We start from the raw sequence: 17,529 nt of genomic DNA on the forward strand, positions 1-17,529 counted from the left end.
CGGTCGTGCGATTTGTTTTCTACTGGAGAGGGAAAATGCGAACTCCTTCCGAAAGGAAAAGCGCATCCCGGCATTTGCGGCTGCGGTGGCGGAGTCCGGCTGTCGTCGCCGTCGTCACGCTGATGGGTGGAATTGTTGCCGCCGATCCCGCTGCTGCGCAAAGCGCGGGGGACTGGCCGATGGCCGGGCAAAATCTCCGTAATACCCGCAGCGCCGCGACAGAGCGAGCGATCGGGTTGGACAACGTGGCGAAGCTGACCCCGCGCTGGTCGCTCGACACCGACGGTGGTCGACGGCGTTGTCTATTTTCCGGACCTCGGCGGCACGATATGGGCGGTGGATGCCGCTAACGGACAAGTGTTCGTTATTGCGGACATATCGAGCGAGACCGATCGTGCGGGCAGGATGGATCGTTGAAGGCCCGGTCGAAAAACGACCGGACTATTTGCTTTATGCGTGTCGGCGCGAAGGGGCGCCGTGCTAGTCGCGATCGACGAGGTTACGCACATCGATTCAAGGCGGGACGGTTCGCAATGTGCAGGCGGCAGATCCATCGTTCAACCGTTCGCCCACCACAGGTAGTCTTTACCCGGAGATTTCGAAATGTCGCTTGCGCTCTATGGCCATCCTTTTTCCGCGTACACGCAAAAAGTGCTCATCGCGCTGTACGAAAACGGCACGTCCTTCGAGTTCCGTTGTCTCGGGCCGGATTTTCCGCAGCACTCCGCCGAGTGGCAGCGTCGCTGGCCGGTGCGCAAATTTCCGCTGCTGGTGGACGGCGAACGCAACATCGCTGAATCGAGCATCATCATCGAATACCTGCAACTTGCGCATCCCGGACCGGTTCGCTTGTTGCCCGCCGACCCGACGGCAGCGCTGGACGTGCGTTTCCTCGACCGTTTCTTCGATCTGCACGTCATGAGACCGGGTCAGCGTGCCGTGGACGGCGCTTTGACGGGTGATCCGGTGAGGCGTGCAGAGGGGTTGGCTTTTGCGACGAAGAAGCTGGAAATCGCCTACGCATGGCTCGAAAAGCAACTGGCGGGCCGGACGTGGGCCGCTGGCGAGGAATTTACGCTGGCGGACTGCGCGGCGTCGCCCTCGTTGTTTTACGCGGACTGGATATGCCGGATTCCCGAGACCTTTTCCGTGCTGCGTGCCTATCGTGCGCGACTGCTCGCCCGACCGTCCTTCGCCCGGGCGGTCGAGGAGGCGCGGCCGTTCCGGCCACTGTTCCCGCTCGGCGCGCCCGAGCGGGATTGATGTCTTGCCCCACAAATCATTGCGCGAAGACCGAATTTATTTTCGTGTGATACGGATTGCTTATCAAATATCGCGGGCAAAAAAGCTGTAGGGAGGGCGCGTTAGCCTCCGGCCGCGCTCGCGCGGCGGAGGCTGCCTGAATCAGCGGTTACCGTCCAGCAGATCGTTGAGCATTTCGTCGAACGCGGCCTGGGCGTCTTCCAGTTCCTGGAGCGCGGCGTCAAAGGCCGTCAGCGCGAACTGGGAGGGGTGGCCGTCGCCAGTCGGGGGAAACTGCGACTGCAGTGAGGAGAATGCCGTCTTGACCCGCTGCGTAGCGGTCAGGACGCGCTCCATGGCCTGGGATTCTTCGGCTCGCGCCTCTTCTGGATTCATCGAAAGCTCCGGTGTGAGATGGGGTTTGTCGGTGAGGGCAACGCTCACGGTAACGGCAGGCTGCCGTCGGCTTTCACTTCGCGCAACGACAGCGATGATTCCACGGACGTCACGCCCGGGAGGCTGCGCAACTGGTCGCGCATGAACGTGCCGTAGTCGTCCAGATCGCGAGCGACGATCTGCAAAATGTAGTCGGCCGAACCGGAAACGTTATGGCACGACACGATACGCTCAATCGCGCAAACTTCGCGCTCAAAACGATTGGCGAGCGCCCGGTCGTGCACGGCGAAGCGCACGTACACAAACGCCACTACGCCATAACCGAGCGCCCGGCGCGAGAGCACGGCGCGGTACCGCTCGATAACGCCGTCTTGCTCGAGACGCTTGAGGCGGCGCGCGCAAGGCGTTTCGCTCAGGCCGACCGTTTCGGCGAGCCGCGCGTTCGAGATTCGTCCGTCTGTCTGCAGCGCACCGAGTATCGCCCGGTCCAGTTTGTCGAGATCGCTCATTTGGTGTGAGTGCTTTTCCTCTTGATCGGATTTGATTTTAGTGCATTGCTCCAAAAATGGAATTTCAGAAGTAGAAAATCGCCAGAAATCGCTCTGCCAATGGCGCGAACATAGAGCCACTTTCTTGCGAGGCCATCATGATTTCCGCCCACCTGATGTTCATGTTCATCATCGCCCTGATCATCGTCTGCGCCTTGCCCGGCGCGGACATGGCGCTCGTGATGCAGACCAGCATGAGCCGCGGGGCAAAAAGCGGTTTCGCGGCTGCATGCGGACTGGGCGTTTCCCGCGCGACGCACGTGACGCTGTCCGCATGCGGACTGGCGGCGTTGCTGCACAACGCGCCATGGCTGTATGAAGTCGTGCGCTACGCCGGTGCGGTTTATCTCACATGGGTGGCCGTGCAGATATTCAGGGCGCCGGTGTTCGCGCTGCCCGAGAGTGCGGTGGCGCCCGCGACGCGCTCGCGCCGTGCCGACTTCGTGAAGGGCTTGCTGACTAACCTGCTCAATCCGAAGGCGCTGCTGTTCTGCTCGGTGCTGCTGCCGCAGTTCATCCGGCCGCAGGCTGGCTCGGTATGGCTTCAGGTGCTTCAGTTAGGCGTCGTGCTCGTAATCGTATGCGCGCTGTTCGACGTGATCTACGTCCTTGGGGCGGCGCGCATTGCGGTGTGGCTGCGCAAGCACCCGCTTGCCCAGACCGTGCAGAAGTGGGCGTTTTCGTCGGCACTGGTCGGCTTCGCCGTGCGGCTGTCGCTCGACTGAAAGGGTGGCGCGCAATGCGCCGCCATTTTTACGGCACGGACCAGGTCGCGCGTGAACTGGCGGGCTGCCATGAAACGCCAGCCCGCTTTGCACGTGCTTACCGTTCTATTTCGCGCCGAGGTAGTCGGCCTTGCCTACTTCCACGCCGTTGTGACGCAGGATGTCGTACGCCGTCGTGATGTGGAAATAGAAGTTGGGCAGCACGAAAGTCAGCAGGTACGTCAAGCCGTTGAACTCAATCGGGCCGGAGCGCATCTTGAGCGTGATGGTGCGCGCTTCGGTGCCGTCGATCTGCTCGGGCTTGAACGTGTTGAGATAGTCGATGGTCTTCTGGATGCGTGCGTCGAGTTCGTCAAACGTCACTTCGACGTCTTCGTACTTCGGTGCCTCTACGTCCGCGAGACGTGCGACACAGCCCTTGGCGGTGTCGGTCGCGATGTGGATCTGACGCGCGAGCGGGAGCATGTCGGGGAACAGCCGCGCTCCGGTCAGCACGGTCGGGTCAATCTGCTTTTCCGCTGCATGTGCCTGTGCTTTGCCGATGATTGTCTGCAGGTTGGTGAGACCGCGGACCAAAACGGGTACCGAGGCTTGAAACATGGTGATGGACATGGAAATTCCTCGTTCATTCGAATGTGCGCGTCGCGCTCCGGGCAGGAGCTGACCGTCGGTCATTATGCGCTATCGAAAGCTCCGCCGCCATTGGCCGAACGGCCGATCTTGTGCGGGCGCCGAGCTTTTGCGAAAGTGTCCATCGAGTGTTGCAAGGGCGTGACAGTAGCCCATTCGCACACATGCTTCGCCATTCGCCTGGCATTCCGAATCGAAATTTCTTCCCCGTATATTGGCGCTGGCGTGCGATGACTTCAACGAACGGTCCGGGCGTGCGTCGGCGCAGACATACGCCGCGTTGTTCACGGCGCAGCCAGAGGAATTTCGTCACCTTCGCCTCTTTTTTCCACCGTTTGTCGTCCTTCGCCACGCGAGATTTTGAATGTGCTGTAATCCGACCTGGACGATCCAGTTCGCATCGCATGGTGCGCCTTCCCATGAACGCAGAAAAGGTAGCAAGACGCGGCATCGCGCGTCGCATGACTGAAGGCCTTGGCTGTCGCAAGCGTGCCTCGCGCGTTGCGTTGGTGTTACTCGCGGCTGGTAGCGCGAATCTGCTGGCGAGCGTCGCGCGAGCTTCGCCATTGCTTGACTCACGTGTGAACCAGCAGTCGATTGGCGAAACGATTTGCCGCCCGGGCTATGCCGATGCTGTCGCGCTTCCGTTCGAGCAGGCGATGGCGCACAAGCACCGCCTGCTCGCGCAGCGCGGCATCGATGTCGACGACGGCCCCTCGTACGCGCTCGACCAGCGCGTGCCTGTCGTGCTCGGTGGTTCTCCCCACGCCGAAGCGAATCTCGACCTTCTGCCATGGGCCGGCCGCGCAGGCGAGCGCCGCAAGGTGCGGCTCACTGTCCAGCTCAAGCGATGCGTCTGTGGGGGACAAATCTCGCTGGCAGTGGCGCAGGCCGTGATCTCGGGCGACTGGGTGCGCGAATACGAACGTTTTACGCGAATGGCATGCGGCGCGAGCACCGCCTCCAGACTCATGACCAGGAGCGACGACAACCACTGAATCGCCCGTACTTGCTTGAGTCACGACTGTGTCGCTTGAGCGCGGGGAATTTCTTCACGACAATATGACGCAGTGCAGTGAGCCTGCATTGATAATATCCTGATGAATGTCAAGAAAAAGGAGGTGCGAATGATTGTGTCTACTCTGTCTCTCCTGTTGTTCTCGGCCTTGCTCGGCCACGCCGTAGGGACGCGTGCACGCGCTCGCGCGAGCCTGCAACCCGTCCGCGTGCATGCGCAACGCACACGTTACCCCCGGTAAGCGATCGTGCACCTCACCGTCTGGAATGTCCCCGAATCCTGTAGCGAGCAGGAGGTGCGTGTGTTTTTCGAGCGCGAACTCGGCCACCTTGCGAAGGGCGTAACCGTTTACGACGCCGGCACGCCGAACGCGCACGCGGACCTCGAACTTAAGGCCGACGTACCGTACGTCGCCGAGGCCGTAGCGCGCGAGCTTCAGGGGCGCAGGTTGGCGGGCGTGGCGTTGCGGGTCAGCGCTGCACCATTCGACGATGAGGCCTCGCAGCAGCAGCGCTGATCCTTTTACGCCCGTTCAGGCAGCCGGCGGTAGTGGATCTTGTGGCGTGAAGGGCAGCGCGCGTTTGTGGCGTGTGCTGTCGTAAAAGCGCAGGATTGTCGCGCGAACGTTCTCGCTAACGGGCTTGCCTTCCAGAAAATCGTCGATCTCCTCGTAGCTCACGCCGTAGGCGTCCTCGTCCGGGCGCAGAGGCCGCAAATTCTCCAGATCGGCCGTCGGCGTCTTGTCTACGAGGCGCTGCGGTGCGCCCAGCGCCTGAACGAGTGCACGCACGCGACGCTTGTTCAGGCCCGCGAGCGGCAGCACGTCCGCTGCGCCGTCGCCGAACTTCGTAAAGAAACCCATCAGCGATTCCGCGGCGTGATCGGTGCCGATCACGAGACCTGCTCGCGCGCCCGCCACCGCGTATTGCGCGATCATTCGTTGCCGCGCCTTGATGTTGCCGAGCACGAAATCCTGTTGTGCGGCATCGGCGACGGAGAACCCACCGGCCAGTAGCGATGCGAGCATCGCGTCGGCGGCGGGACGGATATCGACCGTCAGCGTTTCGTCCGGGCGGATGAATGCCAGTGCTTCAGCGGCGTCCGCTTCGTCGCGCTGGACGCCATACGGAAGCCGCATCGCCACAAAGCGCGCGGCGTAGCCCGCCTGGCGCAATCGTTCTGCGCACAACTGGCCGAGCCGCCCTGCCGTGGCCGAGTCGATGCCGCCGCTGATGCCGAGCACCAGTGTGCGCAGCCCGCTCGCGCGCAAGTGGGCGCAGAGGAAATCGACGCGGACCGCGATTTCCGCCGTGGCGTCGAAGCCCGGGGTGACGCCGAGCGCCGTGGTGATCTGCTGATGAGCGAGTTCGCGCCCGGCCTTGGAAGTGGATTCCATTGGCGGTTCCCGATGAGATCGGCGACAACGTCATACGTCGCCGATGCCTTGTCTGGTTTAATGGTGAGTGATTGCGCGTTGGGTTCCTGAAGGGAATCCAAACGTCGCGCGCGGCGCTCCTAAACAGTTACGATGCAGCCGATTTCACACGATACGCGTAATCAAGCCAAACTCACGATGGACAAAAAAATCCGGCGCCCGCTCGGCGCAAACGTGGATGCGGGCATTTGCGGTGGCATCCCGAACTTCTTTCATCATCGCAAGCTGAAGTGGCCGCTGCTCAAGCGCTTCGCGCTTTGTGCCGCGGCTTGCCTGTGGTCGGCTGCGGGCACTACGTGGGCCGCGGACGCTGCCACTGTCCCGGCCGTCGACGCCGTATCGGACGTGGCCGACGTGGCGGACGCCGTGCCCGAACCAGCGGCGTCGGCGCCTCAATCCACGTCTTTGCCAGAGTCGCCCGCCAGTGCACCTTTCGCTGCCGCGCCGTCAGCCGGTGAACCGGCGTCTGCGCCCGCCGTGCTCACGCTCCCCGAACATCCGCAACTCACCGACGAGCAGGCCGCCGAAGAAAACCACCGTGCGCTGGAGATGCGCGCCGTCTTTGCGCGCGAGGTGACGCGTCGCCTGCACGTGCCGCTCGCGGACCAGCGCGCTTACGGCGAGCGTCTGCAGGCGGCGCTCGACGAGCACGACCTCGGCGAGCTGGCGGGCGAATTCGTCATTCTCGTCGATCGCGCCGCGACCGTTCAGGCGCTCTTCATCTACTTCCGCGCGATGCCGGACGAGCCGTGGCTGATGATCGGCTCGTCGCCGGTGGCGACGGGGCGGCCTGGCGAGTTCGACCATTTCCTGACGCCGCTCGGCGTGTTCCTGCACACGCCGGACAACATGGACTTCCGCGCGGAAGGCACGATGAACCAGAACAACATACGCGGCTACGGCAAACGTGACATGCGTATCTACGATCTCGGCTGGGTGGATGGCGAGCGCGGCTGGGGCAAGGGTGGCTTCTCGCCGATGCGATTCCAGATGCACGCCACCGATCCCGACCGGCTCGAGCCGCTGCTCGGCATCCGCCACTCGAAGGGCTGTGTGCGGATTCCGGCCTCGCTGAATGTGTTCATCGACCACCACGGCATCATCGACGCCGAATACGAGGCGCTCGTCGCGTCGGGCAAATCGCTCTGGGTGCTGCACTCGGACCGGCAGCCCACGCCGTGGGCCGGCCGCTTTATCGTCGTGGTCGATTCGGAGCGCAAGACGCGTCCGGCGTGGTCGCCTGCGCCCGGCAGCAAGGCGCGCGCGAAGGTGCCGGCGGGCGGCGACAAGGCGGATTGAGCGCCGGCCGGCGCGCCTGTGCCGTCCGCACGGCTCAGGCGCGGCGCGGTTCGGTCCTGGGCGCAACGCCTCGCCGCGCGATCAGCACGCCGGCGAGCGCCACCCCAAAGCCGGCGAGTTGCACGGGCAGCAAGACTTCACCGAACAGCACCCAGCTTTCGAGCGCGGCGAGCGGCGGCGCGAGAAAGAGCAGGGCGGTGGCGCGTGCGGCGTCGCCGTTGCGGACCATCCAGACAAGCAGGGTCACACCGGCGCCCGACAGCATCGCGATCCCCCACCCGAGCGAGATCCAGAGCGTCGCGGATGCGTTCCATCGATGTTCGCCCAGCGCGAGCGCAAGCAGCGCCGCGACGATGGCCGCGCCTGCGTTCTGGACGGCACTGGCGCTGCGGATGTCGGCAAGCGCCAGCGACGTCTTCTGATAGAGCGTCCCCGCTGTGATCGAGCCGACTGCGGCCACGGCGACGATCACCACGAGGAGCGGGTTCGCCTGATCGTGCGTCGACGGGGTGCCATGCACGGCGGCCTGCAGTTTCGGCATGAGGACGAGCACGACGCCCGCGAGCCCGAGCGACATGCCCACCCAGCGTTGCTGCGAGAGCCGTTCGCCGAAAAGCCGTGCGGCGAACGCGGCTGTGAGAAGCGGCTGCAGCGCGCCAAGCAGCGCCATCACGCCCGCACTCAAACCCTGCGCGACGGCCCAGTAACCCGCTCCCAGATAGACGCCCTGCAGCAAGGCGCCCGCGATCAGGTGCTTGCCGAATTCGCGCCCGCGCGGCCAGGGCGCGCGCGCGATCAGCGCGACGGCCGTGAAAAGTGCCGCGGTCCCGCCGAAGCGGGCAAGCAGGAACAGATTCGGATCGGCATAAGGCGCGATCGCACGGGCGACGACGAATCCCGTCGACCAGAGGACGACGAAGAGGGCGGGGGCTAGGGCGGCGAGCATGGGTGTCGGTTGTGGGGGCGCAGTTCAGCGCGCGGGGGGCGACGCGAATGGCTCGCAGTGTCGCCTGGCCCGCCGGTACCGGTCTTGTTCAGGACTGCACTGGCCCGATGCGCGGATTGCGACCGCGCCGCGTCGGTCTTTAATGCAGGATCACGATCGCCGCCGCGCCCAGCACGGCGCCGCATAGCGCGCACGCGATGAGCAAGGTGCGCGTGCGCCGTTGCTCGTTGCGCAACGAGCCGACAAGGTCGGTGTGCGGACCGTGCGCACCTTGTGTTGACGCATGCTGCTGCAGGTAGCGAAAGAGCATTTGCGGCACGCGTGGTCCGATCTGCGCGAGATGCGGCAATTCCTCGGAAAGCCGCCGTATCCAGCCGCGATGATCGAGGTCGCGCTGCGCGATGCCGGCGAGCGTGCGCTCGGCGATACCCCATGCATCGACGCCCGGATGAATCGTGCGCGCGAGGTCTTCTGCCTGGGTGAAGGCGCGCTGCGCGGCGGCGAGCCTCGGCGACACCGCACCGCCGAACGGCTGCACGGCATGCAACAGATCGTGGAACAGTGCGCCCGCGCTACGCGTGTCGACGTCGCTGGCGAAGTGCGCCTCGCCGCGCGTGCGCAGTTCCGCCTCGATCTGTTCGCTGCGCGCGTGAACGCCGACGTGTCCGGCGGCCTGGTGCAGATCGGCGAGCGCGCCGTAGTCCTGCCGGAAGAGCGCCGTTGCGCCGTGGACGAAGAACTCGCGCTCGGGTGACGAGAGGCTCGTCATCAGCGACGATCCCGCAAGCACGAGGCGACCGAGCGTCGGCGGCTCGACGCTGACCGCCACGTGGCGCGCGTCGAGCGTGGCGTGAAAGAAGCCGTGCTCGAACGCCTGCTGCGTGACCACTTCGACCAGATGAGTGGCCACGCGCGTCACGTTGATGTGATGTTCGGCAAGACCTGCGACGTCAGTGATGCTCACCGTGTCGATGTGCTGGACGGCGAGCGTGTGCGGTGTGCAGAGGTCCCAGATCACATCGGGGACGACGACGCGCGGATTCTTCTCGAGGTGGTGGCTCGCCTGGCTCAGGTTTGCCGCTTGCGCGCGCAAGTCGAAGCGCCGCTTCAGGTCTTCGCGCAGTTCGAGGGCCAGCTTGTGCAACTGCAACTGGCGGGCGGCACCCGAGAACCGTTCCATCCAGCGCGCGACGCCACACAGCAATGCGGCATCGTCGTCGACTTCCTCGATGTGGTCGGTGCGCAATACGCGCAGCGTCACCAGCTGATGACCGCCGACCGGCAGCGCCAGCCGCGCGATGTGCGTCTCTTCGCACCAGCCGTGGTGGACGGGCGTCGGGGCGATCCACGAGAAGAGCGTCTTCGGCGGCTTGCCGAGCGCGGCGTAGAGCGCCGCTTCGAGCGCATCGGGCGCGAGCGGGGCCTCGAAGTGTTCGAGCGCGTTGATGCTGTCGTGCAGCGTCGTCGCCGCGAGTTCGGGCCGCTCGGCGAGCGTCTGCCCGAACGCGACAGCGAGCGGCGCGAGACGCGGCAGCGCGCCGTGCAGGCTCGCGGCGAGGCGCTCATCGTCGCGCATGCGCACGGCGAGCGAGACGAACCAGTGCAGCTTATGATGCTCGGGCGCCGCGAGCCAGATCAGCCTGACGCCATAACGCAGCGCACAAAACAGCAGCTTGAGTTGACGAAATGTTGAACGCATTGGCGCAGCAGTCGAGGGAACGCGCGCCGCCCGCGCAACGGACGGCCAAGCGCGAGAGTAGCAGGGATGCGTCCGCGATGGCAGTGCCGCGGCACCCGGATGTCTTGCCCGATGCGCGCGACCGGCGTGCGGCGCGGGCCGCATGATGCGCGTGTTCGCGCAATACGCGTAATACAATACGGCGGCCTTTCCGAACTCGCGCGCTTTGCGCATTCACCGAGATGCTCGCAGAACAACGTCACCAATACATCCTCTTGCAGGTCAACAGGAACGGCGCGCTTTCGGTGGCGGAACTCGTCCGCGAACTGCATGTGTCGCGCGAAACGATCCGGCGCGACCTGAATACGCTCGCCGAGCGCGGGCTGCTCGTCACCACGCACGGCGGCGCTTTATCAAGCGACCGCCGCGAACCCGATCTCGACGTGCGCGAAGCCGCGAACGCCAGCGCGAAGCGCGCCATCGGCGAGCGCGCTGCCGGGTTCGTACCAGACGGTGCGTCGGTGATCATCGACTCCGGCAGCACGACGCACGCCGTCGCGCGCGCTCTCACCGACCGCCATCGACTGACCGTCTACACGAACGACTGGCGCATCGCACTCCTGCTCGGCCGCCGTAACGAGAACCGCGTGACGCTGCTCGGCGGCGAACTTTCCGATCACGAAGAAGCGACGTTCGGTCTTGACACTGTTCAGCAACTCGAGCAGTACCACACCGATTTCGCGTTCGTTGGTGCGGGCGGCATCACTGCCGACGGCTGGCTGACCGATTATTCGCGCATGGTCGCGGAGGTTCGCAGCCGCATGCTGCTTGCGACGGGCTGCGCGATCATCGTCGCGGATCATTCGAAGTTCGGGCGCGTCACGCCGGTGCGCATCAATGGATTCGAGCGCGCCCGCTACGTCATCACCGAACTCGCGCCGGAAGATTCGATCGCGCGCGCGATTGCGGCGCGTGGGCCGGAGTTGCTGGTCGCGTGAGTCCGGCGCGTCGGCGCTCGTTCGCGTGCTGCCGCGTGCGGGCATTCTCGTCCTGTCTGGCCCTGCACTAACTCCGCCTCTTTTTTCGCGCCGTCGTCCCAGACGAGCGAGGCTTCTTCATACTTTCTTTTCCGCACCTGGCGTGCACACGCAACGAATGATTGTGCGGTGCGAAACGTTGCCGATTGGCAATTTGTGGATTTATTTTGCAAAACGCCACATAGTCACGGCGTTGTCATCGAAATCTGTAATTCTTGCGGTGCCCGTTCAGACGGGGCTTGCACGCCGTGCGGACGACATTCCCGCGCGGCGGAGCAGTCGTCGTTTTGAGGCAGGCCCGGCGGATTGTAGACAATCTGCACTCCTCGCTGCACGGCTGGCGAAGCAGGCGGTGTAGTCCGCCGACGTTCGATCACACACGCATCGGGTATCCCCGAGCAATCTGGTTTTTGCCCTGGAGATTGACATGAACCACAAGAATCCCCTTCGCGCGGGTTTTAAGCGCAAGCTGCTGCCCATGCTTGCCGCCGCAATGCTGCTGGAAGGCTTCGCGTTCTCCGCGCATGCCGCCGACGCAGTCGTTCTCTACACGGCTGACGGCCTCGAAAACCTCTACCGCGACGTGCTCCCGGCCTTCGAGAAGAAGGAAGGCGTCAAGGTCAATATCGTGACGGCCGGCAGCGGCGAAGTTGTGAATCGCGCCAACGTCGAGAAGGATTCGCCCAAGGCCGACGTGATCGTCACGCTGCCGCCGTTCATCCAGCAGGCGCAGCAGAGCGGTCTGCTGCAGGCGTACCAGAGCGCGAACTACAAGAACGTGCCGGCCATCGCCAAGGCACCGGACGGCTCGTGGGCAACGTTTGTGAACAACTACTTCTCGTTCGCGATCAACCCCGAAGTCGTGAAGAACGAACCGAAGACGTTCGCTGATCTGCTGCATCCGGACTACTCGGGCAAGATCGCGTACTCGAACCCGGCGACGGCGGGCGACGGCATGGCCGTCATCATCCTGACGACTTCGCTGATGGGTGAAGACAAGGCGTTCGACTACCTGAAGAAGCTCGAGCAGAGCGCCAAGTTTCACACGAAGGGTACGGGTTATCTCGACGTGCTGCTCTCGCGCAACGAAATCTCGGTGGCCAACGGCGACCTGCAGATGGACCTCGACGACGCGGCCAACGGCGGCCTCTCGCTCAAGCCGATCTTCCTCGCCGTTGACGCAAGCAGCCATCCGACCACGTTCCAGCTGCCGTACGCAATCGGCCTGATCAAGAACGGCCCGAACCAGGCGGAAGGCAAGAAGCTGATCGACTATCTGATGTCGACGGATGTGCAGTCGAAGGTGCCGGATATTTTCGGCATCCCGGCTCGCACGGACGTGCCGCTTGCAGGCAAGAACGGCGACGCGGTCAAGAAGTCGATCGCCGGCGTGAAGCTCATCTCGGTGGACTGGGATCAGGTGATGGCGAAGAAGGCCGACTGGTCCGCGCGCTGGAAGAACGAAGTGATCGGCTCGTCGGGCAAGCAGATCGAAGTCGTGAAGCCGAAGTAAGCATTCAAGCCGTATCTGCATCACTTTGTCTTGGGCCGGGGTAAGTGCTGGCGCGCTTGCTCCGGCCCACAGTTTTGCATCGGATGGGACCGTGGGAGCGGAAGTGCCGGCTCCGGCCGCCACGCCAGGTCCCACCGGCAGTTTTGCATGGGACCAGAGCCAGCGACGAAACGCTGGCTCTGGTTCACATAGGAGATCAACCGGTGAATACCGCAAGCCTCGCGCCGGCCGGCATGGCCCGCGCGCAGCCGGAAGTGTCCGGCATGGCGGGCATGGAGACCGCGGGCGTCGCGGGTGTGCAGATCGACCATCTGAGCGTCCGTTTCGGCACCCGCACGGTCCTCGACGATCTATCGCTCACGATCCGCCGCGGCGAGTTGTTGACCGTCCTCGGCCGTAGCGGATGTGGCAAGACCACGTTGCTGCGCTTTATCGCCGGTTTTATTGAAGCCGATGGACTCTCCGGCTCGCTTTCCGTAGCGGGTCGCGATCTGACTCACGTGCCGCCGCACCGGCGCAACCTGGGTCTGCTCTTCCAGAGCTATGCGCTGTTCCCGCATCTTTCCGTGTTTGAGAACGTCGCGTTCGGGCTCAAGGCGCGGGGTGTGCCGTCGCGTGATATCGCGCGACGCGTGGCCGACTCGCTCAAGCTCGTGCAGCTCGGCGATTCGGGTCACGTGATGCCCGCCCAGCTCTCGGGCGGCATGCAGCAGCGTGTGGCGCTCGCGCGCGCGCTCGTGATCGAGCCGGACGTGCTGCTGCTCGATGAACCGCTTTCGGCACTCGACGCCAATCTGCGCGCGTCGGTGCGCTCCGAACTCAAGGCGCTCCACGAGCGCCTGCCCGACCTCACGATCGTGTGCGTCACGCACGATCAGGATGACGCGCTCGTGCTCTCCGACCGCACGCTGCTGATGCGCGATGGCCGCATCGCGCAACTCGGCACGCCGCAGGAACTCTACGACGCGCCGGCCGATGCCTACGTCGCGCGCTATCTCGGCGCCGCGAACTTGCTGCCGCCTAGCATCGCGTTCCCCGTCGGCGATCCACGTCACGACGTGCGCGACAAACTCGCGTGCCTGCGTCCGGAAAGCCTGCGCATCGCGCCGCTCGGAGAAGGGTCGCTGCACGGCACGATCGAATCGGTCGAATGGTATGGCTCGGTGCTGTCGGTGCCGGTGCTGCTCGACGCGATGCCGAACGAACCGGTGCTGGTCACCATGCCGCGCGGCCACGGCATGACGCCGCAAAAAGGCATGCGCGTGTCCCTGCGTTACGAGGCAGACGATGTCGTCCTTATCAACCCCTGAATCCGCGGGGCTCGCGCCGCACACCGCCGACGCGCACGCGGCCGCTGTGCGTCGCCGCGAGCGGCGTGCGCAGTGGCACATCGCTTTCCTGCTCGTGTTCGTGCTTGGGCCGATCGTGGTGTATCCGCTCGTGCGTCTCGTGCTGTTGAGCCTCACGGGCGCGCACGGCCTGAGCTTCCACGCCTATACATCGTTCTTCGGCAATCCCGAATCGCGTGGCGTAATCGGCACGACGCTGCTGATCCTGTTCGTGAGCGGGAGCCTTGCCTCGGTACTCGGCGTCGTGCTCGCCGCGATCCTGTTCTTCAAGCCGTTTCCGGGCGCGCGCCTCGTCACGCGCTTTCTCGAACTGTTTGTGGCGTTCCCGTCGTTTCTCGTCGCGTTCACGCTGATCTTCCTTTATGGTTCACAGGGCTCGGTCAGCATCGGGCTGCAACGCCTCTTCAATCTGCAAGCGCCGCCGCTCGACTTTCTGTTCGGCATGGGCGGGGTGATTCTCGCGGAAGTCGTGTTCTACGCGCCGTTCGTCGTGCGCCCGACGCTCGCCTCGTTCGCGATGCTCGACATGCGTCTGATCGAAGCTGCACGCAGCCTCGGCGCGAATACGTGGATGGTTGCCGCCGGCGTCATCCTGCCGCTCGCATGGCCGGGCATCGCGGCAGGCACGATCCTCTGCTTCCTGCTGACGTTCAACGAGTTCGGCATTTTGCTTGTGCTCGGCAGCGCGCATCTCGTCACGCTGCCGGTGGCGATCTATAGCTCGGCCACCGTCGACCTCGATCTACCGTCCGCTGCTGCTGGTGCGGTCGTGATGCTCGCCATGTCGCTTTCGCTTTACGCGTTGTACCGGCGCGTGAACCGCCGCAGCCAGGGAGGCGCTCGCAATGTCCGCTGATCCCGATCGAATCAAATTGCCGCCGCAGCATCGCCGCGCGCGACCGGTGGAGCGCGGTCTTGTTGCCCGGATCGCTGGCGGCGTGCTGCTCGGCCTCGCCGCGCTCCTGTGTTTCTGGCTGTTCGTGCTGCCGGTGATCGTCGTCGCGCTGTCGAGCGTCGCATCGCACTGGTCCGGCACGATTCTCCCCGATGGCTTTAGCATGCGCTGGTTCGAGCGCCTCGGGTCGAGCGACTTCGATGCGCTCGTCACGAGCCTCGAAGTCGGCTTCGGTGTGGCGGTGCTCGGCACGGCACTGGGACTCTGGCTTGCGCTGGCGCTGGAAGCGCGCGACCGACGCGGCCTCGGCGCGATCGTCGACACGCTCGCGATGGTGCCCAACGGCGTGCCGAGTGTTGTGCTCGGCCTTGCGGTGCTCATCGCTTATCACAAAGCGCCACTCGATTTGTCGAGCTCCGCGGCGATCGTCGTGTTCGTGCAGCTCGCGCTCGTGCTGCCGTTCTGCTACCGCTGTGCGTCGGCCGCGCTGCGCCCGGAGTTGACGGTCCTGCGCGAAGCGGCGGCGAGTCTCGGTGCGCCGCCGTCGATGGTGTTGCGCCGGGTCGTGCTACCGCAACTCGTGCCGGCCATCCGCGCCAGTCTCGCGCTCGGCTTCGCACTGTCGCTGGGCGAACTCGGTGCGACGCTCACGGTATATCCGCCTGGCTTCGCGACGGTTCCGATCGTCGTGGTGGGCGCCGTCGAGCGCGGCTATTACCTGCCGGCATCTGCGCTATCGCTGATTCTGCTCGTAGTGTCGCTCGCGGCACTGCTGATGATCGCGGCGCGCGTGCCGCGCCGCCGTGCGGACTGAGCACATGTCCCGCGCGCGGAGCGCAGCGCACGTACGCAACGACGCAACAACGCCCGATCCGGACGTCGTCGCGCCGATCGCGATGGTGCGCCACCATTCGCTGACCGAACTCGTGCGCGACGAGATCGAACGACGCATCGAGGCGGGCATGCTCGCGCCAGGAGACAAGCTTAACGAGGCCGATTGGGCCGCGCGTCTGCAGGTCTCGCGCGGACCGGTGCGCGAGGCGTTCCGCGCGCTGGAGCAGGCAGGGCTCGTGCGCAACGAGAAGCATCGGGGTGCGTTCGTGCGCAGCGTATCGGCGCTTGAGGCCGCGGAACTGGGCGCGGTGCGCACGATCCTTGAAGAGGCGGCGTGCCGGACGTTGACGGCGCAGATCGACGCGGCTCAGGTGGCGGCGCTGCGTGAGCGCCTGGATGCGATGCGCGACGCGCTCGCTCTCGACGATCGCAGGGCATACACCGATGCGCGCGATGCGTTTCGTGACGTGCTTGTGATGGCTGCAGACAACGGAAAGCTGCACGAGGCATATCGGCGATGCGTGAGCGAGTTGCGCCTCGCGCGCGTGAGGCTGCCGGGCGCCGAGGCGCTGCGTGCGTCGTACGCGGTGTACCGTGCGATCCTGAATGCGTTGGCCTCACGCAAGGCGGGCGAAGCCGCCGCGCTGATACGCGTGCAGAACGGCTAACGCCCGAACGCGGATTTTGAGCGGCTTGGACTGTGCTGAATGCAGGCGGCGATAGGCGCCGCTGCAATCGCAACAACGAGGGGGAGCGATGCCACTGAGTCTGGCGGATATTAAAGGACTGTTCGACAGCTACGGCGAGGTTGCATACAGCGGTGAGCCGGTCACGCAGTTGGAGCACGCACTGCAGAGCGGCGACTTCGCCGAGAAGGACGGTGCGAGCGAGGAACTGATCGCGGCCGCGTTCTTGCACGATCTGGGGCATTTGCTGAACCGCCAGGGCGAGACGCCGACGGTACGGGGTATCGACGATCTCCACCAGTATTTCGTGCTCCCGTTCCTGCGTGCTGTAATGCCGGACGCCGTGCTGGAGCCGATCAAGCTGCACGTCGATGCCAAGCGTTATCTGTGTGCCGTCGACGACGCATATTTTGGCCGTCTTTCTGCTGACTCGGTGCGCAGCCTGGAATTGCAGGGCGGCATTTTTAGCGCGGAGCAGGCGCGTAAGTTCCTTGGGCGCCCATTCGCAGAAGACGCGGTGCGTCTGCGTCGGTGGGACGATCTCGCCAAGGTTGCGGGTAAATCGACGCCGGACCTGAACCACTACCTGCGGATTGTCGAACGCGTAATGCAGCGTCAATCGTGATCCGGGTTCACCCGATCGACGCTTCGAAGCTGTGTTCGGTGGGGCGATTGTTCGCGCCTTGGTCCTTCCGCGGGGCTACTGCCATATTGATTACCCCATGGTGAAGCGGGGGATGTCAGGTGGATATACGTAGGCTGACATGGCGATGGGCGCATTGAAGTAGCCGGCGTGCGTGGGTTGCGTTGCTGGCCTGCGTTTGCGCACAATTCCGAGGCCCCAGCCAAACGAACGCGGCTCGCGCGTCCGTCTATCGAGTCTGGTTTGGGTACATATGTTGAGACGTCGAGTTTTGCTGGCAAGGCCATGTCGACCAGTTACGGAGTTAGCTCGAGTTAGGCACGGAGTTGGCTTCGTTAGCGCAAGAGCGCGTCGGACAGCTCCGCGCAAAAAACCGCTTGCAAGAACGCGCGGTGGTCACTAGAATGCCGGTCTTTCGCGCTTTCCATGAGAGCGCGGGGAGGCGGGAAGCCCCAAGGGGCGTGAGTGCGCGGGCGGCGGTGGTAGTGCCGGACAGGTTAAGCGAAGTAAAAAACCTGTTGACAGAAAGCCCGGCAGTCTTCATAATCTCGTTTCTCTGCTGCTGATGCAGCGACGCAGGAAACGCCGGGTAGTGAGTGGTTGGACGGCGGGTCTGCGATGCGATCTTTAAAAATTTACAGCCGATAAGTGTGGG

The 17,529-nt window shown here is 64.4% G+C and carries 19 protein-coding genes; 13 read left to right on the top strand and 6 right to left on the bottom strand.

Annotated elements, in window-relative coordinates:
* The first annotated feature begins 35 nt into the window (after positions 1–35).
* Both D1Y85_RS27340 and D1Y85_RS23945 read left to right on the top strand, forming a co-directional pair.
* Positions 36–350, top strand: a complete 315-nt coding sequence (locus D1Y85_RS27340; protein WP_221410335.1) for a hypothetical protein — start codon at positions 36–38, stop codon at positions 348–350.
* Positions 351–603: 253 nt separating this feature from the next.
* Complete coding sequence (locus D1Y85_RS23945; RefSeq protein WP_124153556.1) at positions 604–1,263, top strand: glutathione S-transferase family protein; 660 nt, start codon at positions 604–606, stop codon at positions 1,261–1,263.
* Positions 1,264–1,404: 141 nt separating this feature from the next.
* On the opposite strand, the gene D1Y85_RS23950 is transcribed toward D1Y85_RS23945, so the two are convergent.
* Both D1Y85_RS23950 and D1Y85_RS23955 read right to left on the bottom strand, forming a co-directional pair.
* Positions 1,405–1,638, bottom strand: a complete 234-nt coding sequence (locus D1Y85_RS23950; protein WP_124153557.1) for a hypothetical protein — start codon at positions 1,636–1,638, stop codon at positions 1,405–1,407.
* Positions 1,639–1,682: 44 nt separating this feature from the next.
* Entirely contained in the window at positions 1,683–2,147 is a 465-nt protein-coding gene (locus tag D1Y85_RS23955; RefSeq protein ID WP_124153558.1) for an Lrp/AsnC family transcriptional regulator, read from the bottom strand.
* Positions 2,148–2,284: 137 nt separating this feature from the next.
* On the opposite strand from D1Y85_RS23955, the gene D1Y85_RS23960 reads away from it, so the two are divergent.
* Positions 2,285–2,911, top strand: a complete 627-nt coding sequence (locus D1Y85_RS23960; protein WP_124153559.1) for a LysE family translocator — start codon at positions 2,285–2,287, stop codon at positions 2,909–2,911.
* Positions 2,912–3,016: 105 nt separating this feature from the next.
* Here the strand turns inward: D1Y85_RS23960 and D1Y85_RS23965 are convergent, their stop codons facing one another.
* On the bottom strand, positions 3,017–3,523 hold the full coding sequence (locus D1Y85_RS23965; RefSeq protein ID WP_124153560.1) for a DUF1993 domain-containing protein: 507 nt from the start codon (positions 3,521–3,523) through the stop codon (positions 3,017–3,019).
* Positions 3,524–3,960: 437 nt separating this feature from the next.
* Between D1Y85_RS23965 and D1Y85_RS23970 the strand changes: the two genes are divergently transcribed.
* Together D1Y85_RS23970 and D1Y85_RS23975 are read left to right on the top strand one after the other, a co-directional pair.
* A complete protein-coding gene (locus tag D1Y85_RS23970; protein WP_124153561.1) occupies positions 3,961–4,539 on the top strand; it encodes a hypothetical protein in 579 nt (192 codons plus the stop codon).
* A 267-nt stretch (positions 4,540–4,806) separates the two neighbouring features.
* Positions 4,807–5,076 carry an RNA-binding protein gene (locus D1Y85_RS23975; protein ID WP_124153562.1) on the top strand — a complete coding sequence of 90 codons (270 nt, stop codon included), beginning with the start codon at positions 4,807–4,809 and terminating at the stop codon, positions 5,074–5,076.
* A gap of 15 nt (positions 5,077–5,091) precedes the next feature.
* Here D1Y85_RS23975 and nadE read toward each other — a convergent pair whose 3' ends face one another.
* On the bottom strand, positions 5,092–5,955 hold the full coding sequence (nadE, locus tag D1Y85_RS23980) for an ammonia-dependent NAD(+) synthetase (RefSeq protein WP_124153563.1): 864 nt from the start codon (positions 5,953–5,955) through the stop codon (positions 5,092–5,094).
* Between the two features lie 177 nt (positions 5,956–6,132).
* Between nadE and D1Y85_RS23985 the strand changes: the two genes are divergently transcribed.
* Positions 6,133–7,293 carry a L,D-transpeptidase gene (locus tag D1Y85_RS23985; RefSeq protein WP_246025038.1) on the top strand — a complete coding sequence of 387 codons (1,161 nt, stop codon included), beginning with the start codon at positions 6,133–6,135 and terminating at the stop codon, positions 7,291–7,293.
* Between the two features lie 34 nt (positions 7,294–7,327).
* Here the strand turns inward: D1Y85_RS23985 and D1Y85_RS23990 are convergent, their stop codons facing one another.
* Positions 7,328–8,239, bottom strand: a complete 912-nt coding sequence (locus tag D1Y85_RS23990; protein ID WP_124153564.1) for a DMT family transporter — start codon at positions 8,237–8,239, stop codon at positions 7,328–7,330.
* A gap of 139 nt (positions 8,240–8,378) precedes the next feature.
* Positions 8,379–9,938, bottom strand: a complete 1,560-nt coding sequence (locus tag D1Y85_RS23995) for an ABC1 kinase family protein (protein WP_124153565.1) — start codon at positions 9,936–9,938, stop codon at positions 8,379–8,381.
* 221 nt (positions 9,939–10,159) lie between these two features.
* On the opposite strand from D1Y85_RS23995, the gene D1Y85_RS24000 reads away from it, so the two are divergent.
* The 7 genes from D1Y85_RS24000 (at position 10,160) to D1Y85_RS24030 (ending at position 16,856) form a co-directional block, all read left to right on the top strand.
* Positions 10,160–10,915: a DeoR/GlpR family DNA-binding transcription regulator gene (locus D1Y85_RS24000; protein ID WP_124153566.1), complete on the top strand. Its 756-nt coding sequence runs from the start codon at positions 10,160–10,162 to the stop codon at positions 10,913–10,915.
* 466 nt (positions 10,916–11,381) lie between these two features.
* Positions 11,382–12,467 (top strand): 2-aminoethylphosphonate ABC transporter substrate-binding protein, encoded by a 1,086-nt coding sequence (gene phnS / locus D1Y85_RS24005; protein WP_124153567.1) that lies wholly within the window; start codon positions 11,382–11,384, stop codon positions 12,465–12,467.
* A 203-nt stretch (positions 12,468–12,670) separates the two neighbouring features.
* The gene (gene phnT / locus D1Y85_RS24010) at positions 12,671–13,777 is read left to right on the top strand and encodes a 2-aminoethylphosphonate ABC transport system ATP-binding subunit PhnT (RefSeq protein ID WP_124153568.1); all 1,107 of its coding nucleotides are present in this window, start codon (positions 12,671–12,673) and stop codon (positions 13,775–13,777) included.
* Entirely contained in the window at positions 13,755–14,672 is a 918-nt protein-coding gene (locus D1Y85_RS24015; protein WP_124153569.1) for a 2-aminoethylphosphonate ABC transporter permease subunit, read from the top strand. Before phnT ends, D1Y85_RS24015 begins: the two co-directional genes overlap by 23 nt.
* The gene (gene phnV, locus D1Y85_RS24020) at positions 14,662–15,525 is read left to right on the top strand and encodes a 2-aminoethylphosphonate ABC transport system, membrane component PhnV (RefSeq protein ID WP_124153570.1); all 864 of its coding nucleotides are present in this window, start codon (positions 14,662–14,664) and stop codon (positions 15,523–15,525) included. Before D1Y85_RS24015 ends, phnV begins: the two co-directional genes overlap by 11 nt.
* Positions 15,526–15,607: 82 nt before the next feature.
* Positions 15,608–16,213, top strand: a complete 606-nt coding sequence (locus D1Y85_RS24025; protein WP_246025039.1) for a GntR family transcriptional regulator — start codon at positions 15,608–15,610, stop codon at positions 16,211–16,213.
* An 88-nt stretch (positions 16,214–16,301) separates the two neighbouring features.
* Positions 16,302–16,856, top strand: coding sequence for a phosphonate degradation HD-domain oxygenase (locus D1Y85_RS24030; protein WP_124153572.1), 555 nt, complete (start codon positions 16,302–16,304; stop codon positions 16,854–16,856).
* Positions 16,857–17,529 lie beyond the last annotated feature (673 nt).

Origin of the sequence: Paraburkholderia dinghuensis (assembly GCF_003837865.1) — a bacterium.
In the GTDB taxonomy this organism is placed as follows: domain Bacteria; phylum Pseudomonadota; class Gammaproteobacteria; order Burkholderiales; family Burkholderiaceae; genus Paraburkholderia; species Paraburkholderia dinghuensis.

What these genes read in the sequence shown, in the direction of transcription:
- D1Y85_RS27340 (WP_221410335.1), top strand. Translation starts at nt 36, where the DNA reads ATGCGAACTCCTTCCGAAAGGAAAAGCGCATCCCGGCATTTGCGGCTG.
- D1Y85_RS23945 (WP_124153556.1), top strand. Translation starts at nt 604, where the DNA reads ATGTCGCTTGCGCTCTATGGCCATCCTTTTTCCGCGTACACGCAAAAA.
- D1Y85_RS23950 (WP_124153557.1), bottom strand. Translation starts at nt 1,638, where the DNA reads ATGAATCCAGAAGAGGCGCGAGCCGAAGAATCCCAGGCCATGGAGCGC.
- D1Y85_RS23955 (WP_124153558.1), bottom strand. Translation starts at nt 2,147, where the DNA reads ATGAGCGATCTCGACAAACTGGACCGGGCGATACTCGGTGCGCTGCAG.
- D1Y85_RS23960 (WP_124153559.1), top strand. Translation starts at nt 2,285, where the DNA reads ATGATTTCCGCCCACCTGATGTTCATGTTCATCATCGCCCTGATCATC.
- D1Y85_RS23965 (WP_124153560.1), bottom strand. Translation starts at nt 3,523, where the DNA reads ATGTCCATCACCATGTTTCAAGCCTCGGTACCCGTTTTGGTCCGCGGT.
- D1Y85_RS23970 (WP_124153561.1), top strand. Translation starts at nt 3,961, where the DNA reads ATGAACGCAGAAAAGGTAGCAAGACGCGGCATCGCGCGTCGCATGACT.
- nadE (WP_124153563.1), bottom strand. Translation starts at nt 5,955, where the DNA reads ATGGAATCCACTTCCAAGGCCGGGCGCGAACTCGCTCATCAGCAGATC.
- D1Y85_RS23985 (WP_246025038.1), top strand. Translation starts at nt 6,133, where the DNA reads ATGGACAAAAAAATCCGGCGCCCGCTCGGCGCAAACGTGGATGCGGGC.
- D1Y85_RS23990 (WP_124153564.1), bottom strand. Translation starts at nt 8,239, where the DNA reads ATGCTCGCCGCCCTAGCCCCCGCCCTCTTCGTCGTCCTCTGGTCGACG.
- D1Y85_RS23995 (WP_124153565.1), bottom strand. Translation starts at nt 9,938, where the DNA reads ATGCGTTCAACATTTCGTCAACTCAAGCTGCTGTTTTGTGCGCTGCGT.
- D1Y85_RS24000 (WP_124153566.1), top strand. Translation starts at nt 10,160, where the DNA reads ATGCTCGCAGAACAACGTCACCAATACATCCTCTTGCAGGTCAACAGG.
- phnS (WP_124153567.1), top strand. Translation starts at nt 11,382, where the DNA reads ATGAACCACAAGAATCCCCTTCGCGCGGGTTTTAAGCGCAAGCTGCTG.
- D1Y85_RS24015 (WP_124153569.1), top strand. Translation starts at nt 13,755, where the DNA reads ATGTCGTCCTTATCAACCCCTGAATCCGCGGGGCTCGCGCCGCACACC.
- phnV (WP_124153570.1), top strand. Translation starts at nt 14,662, where the DNA reads ATGTCCGCTGATCCCGATCGAATCAAATTGCCGCCGCAGCATCGCCGC.
- D1Y85_RS24025 (WP_246025039.1), top strand. Translation starts at nt 15,608, where the DNA reads ATGGTGCGCCACCATTCGCTGACCGAACTCGTGCGCGACGAGATCGAA.
- D1Y85_RS24030 (WP_124153572.1), top strand. Translation starts at nt 16,302, where the DNA reads ATGCCACTGAGTCTGGCGGATATTAAAGGACTGTTCGACAGCTACGGC.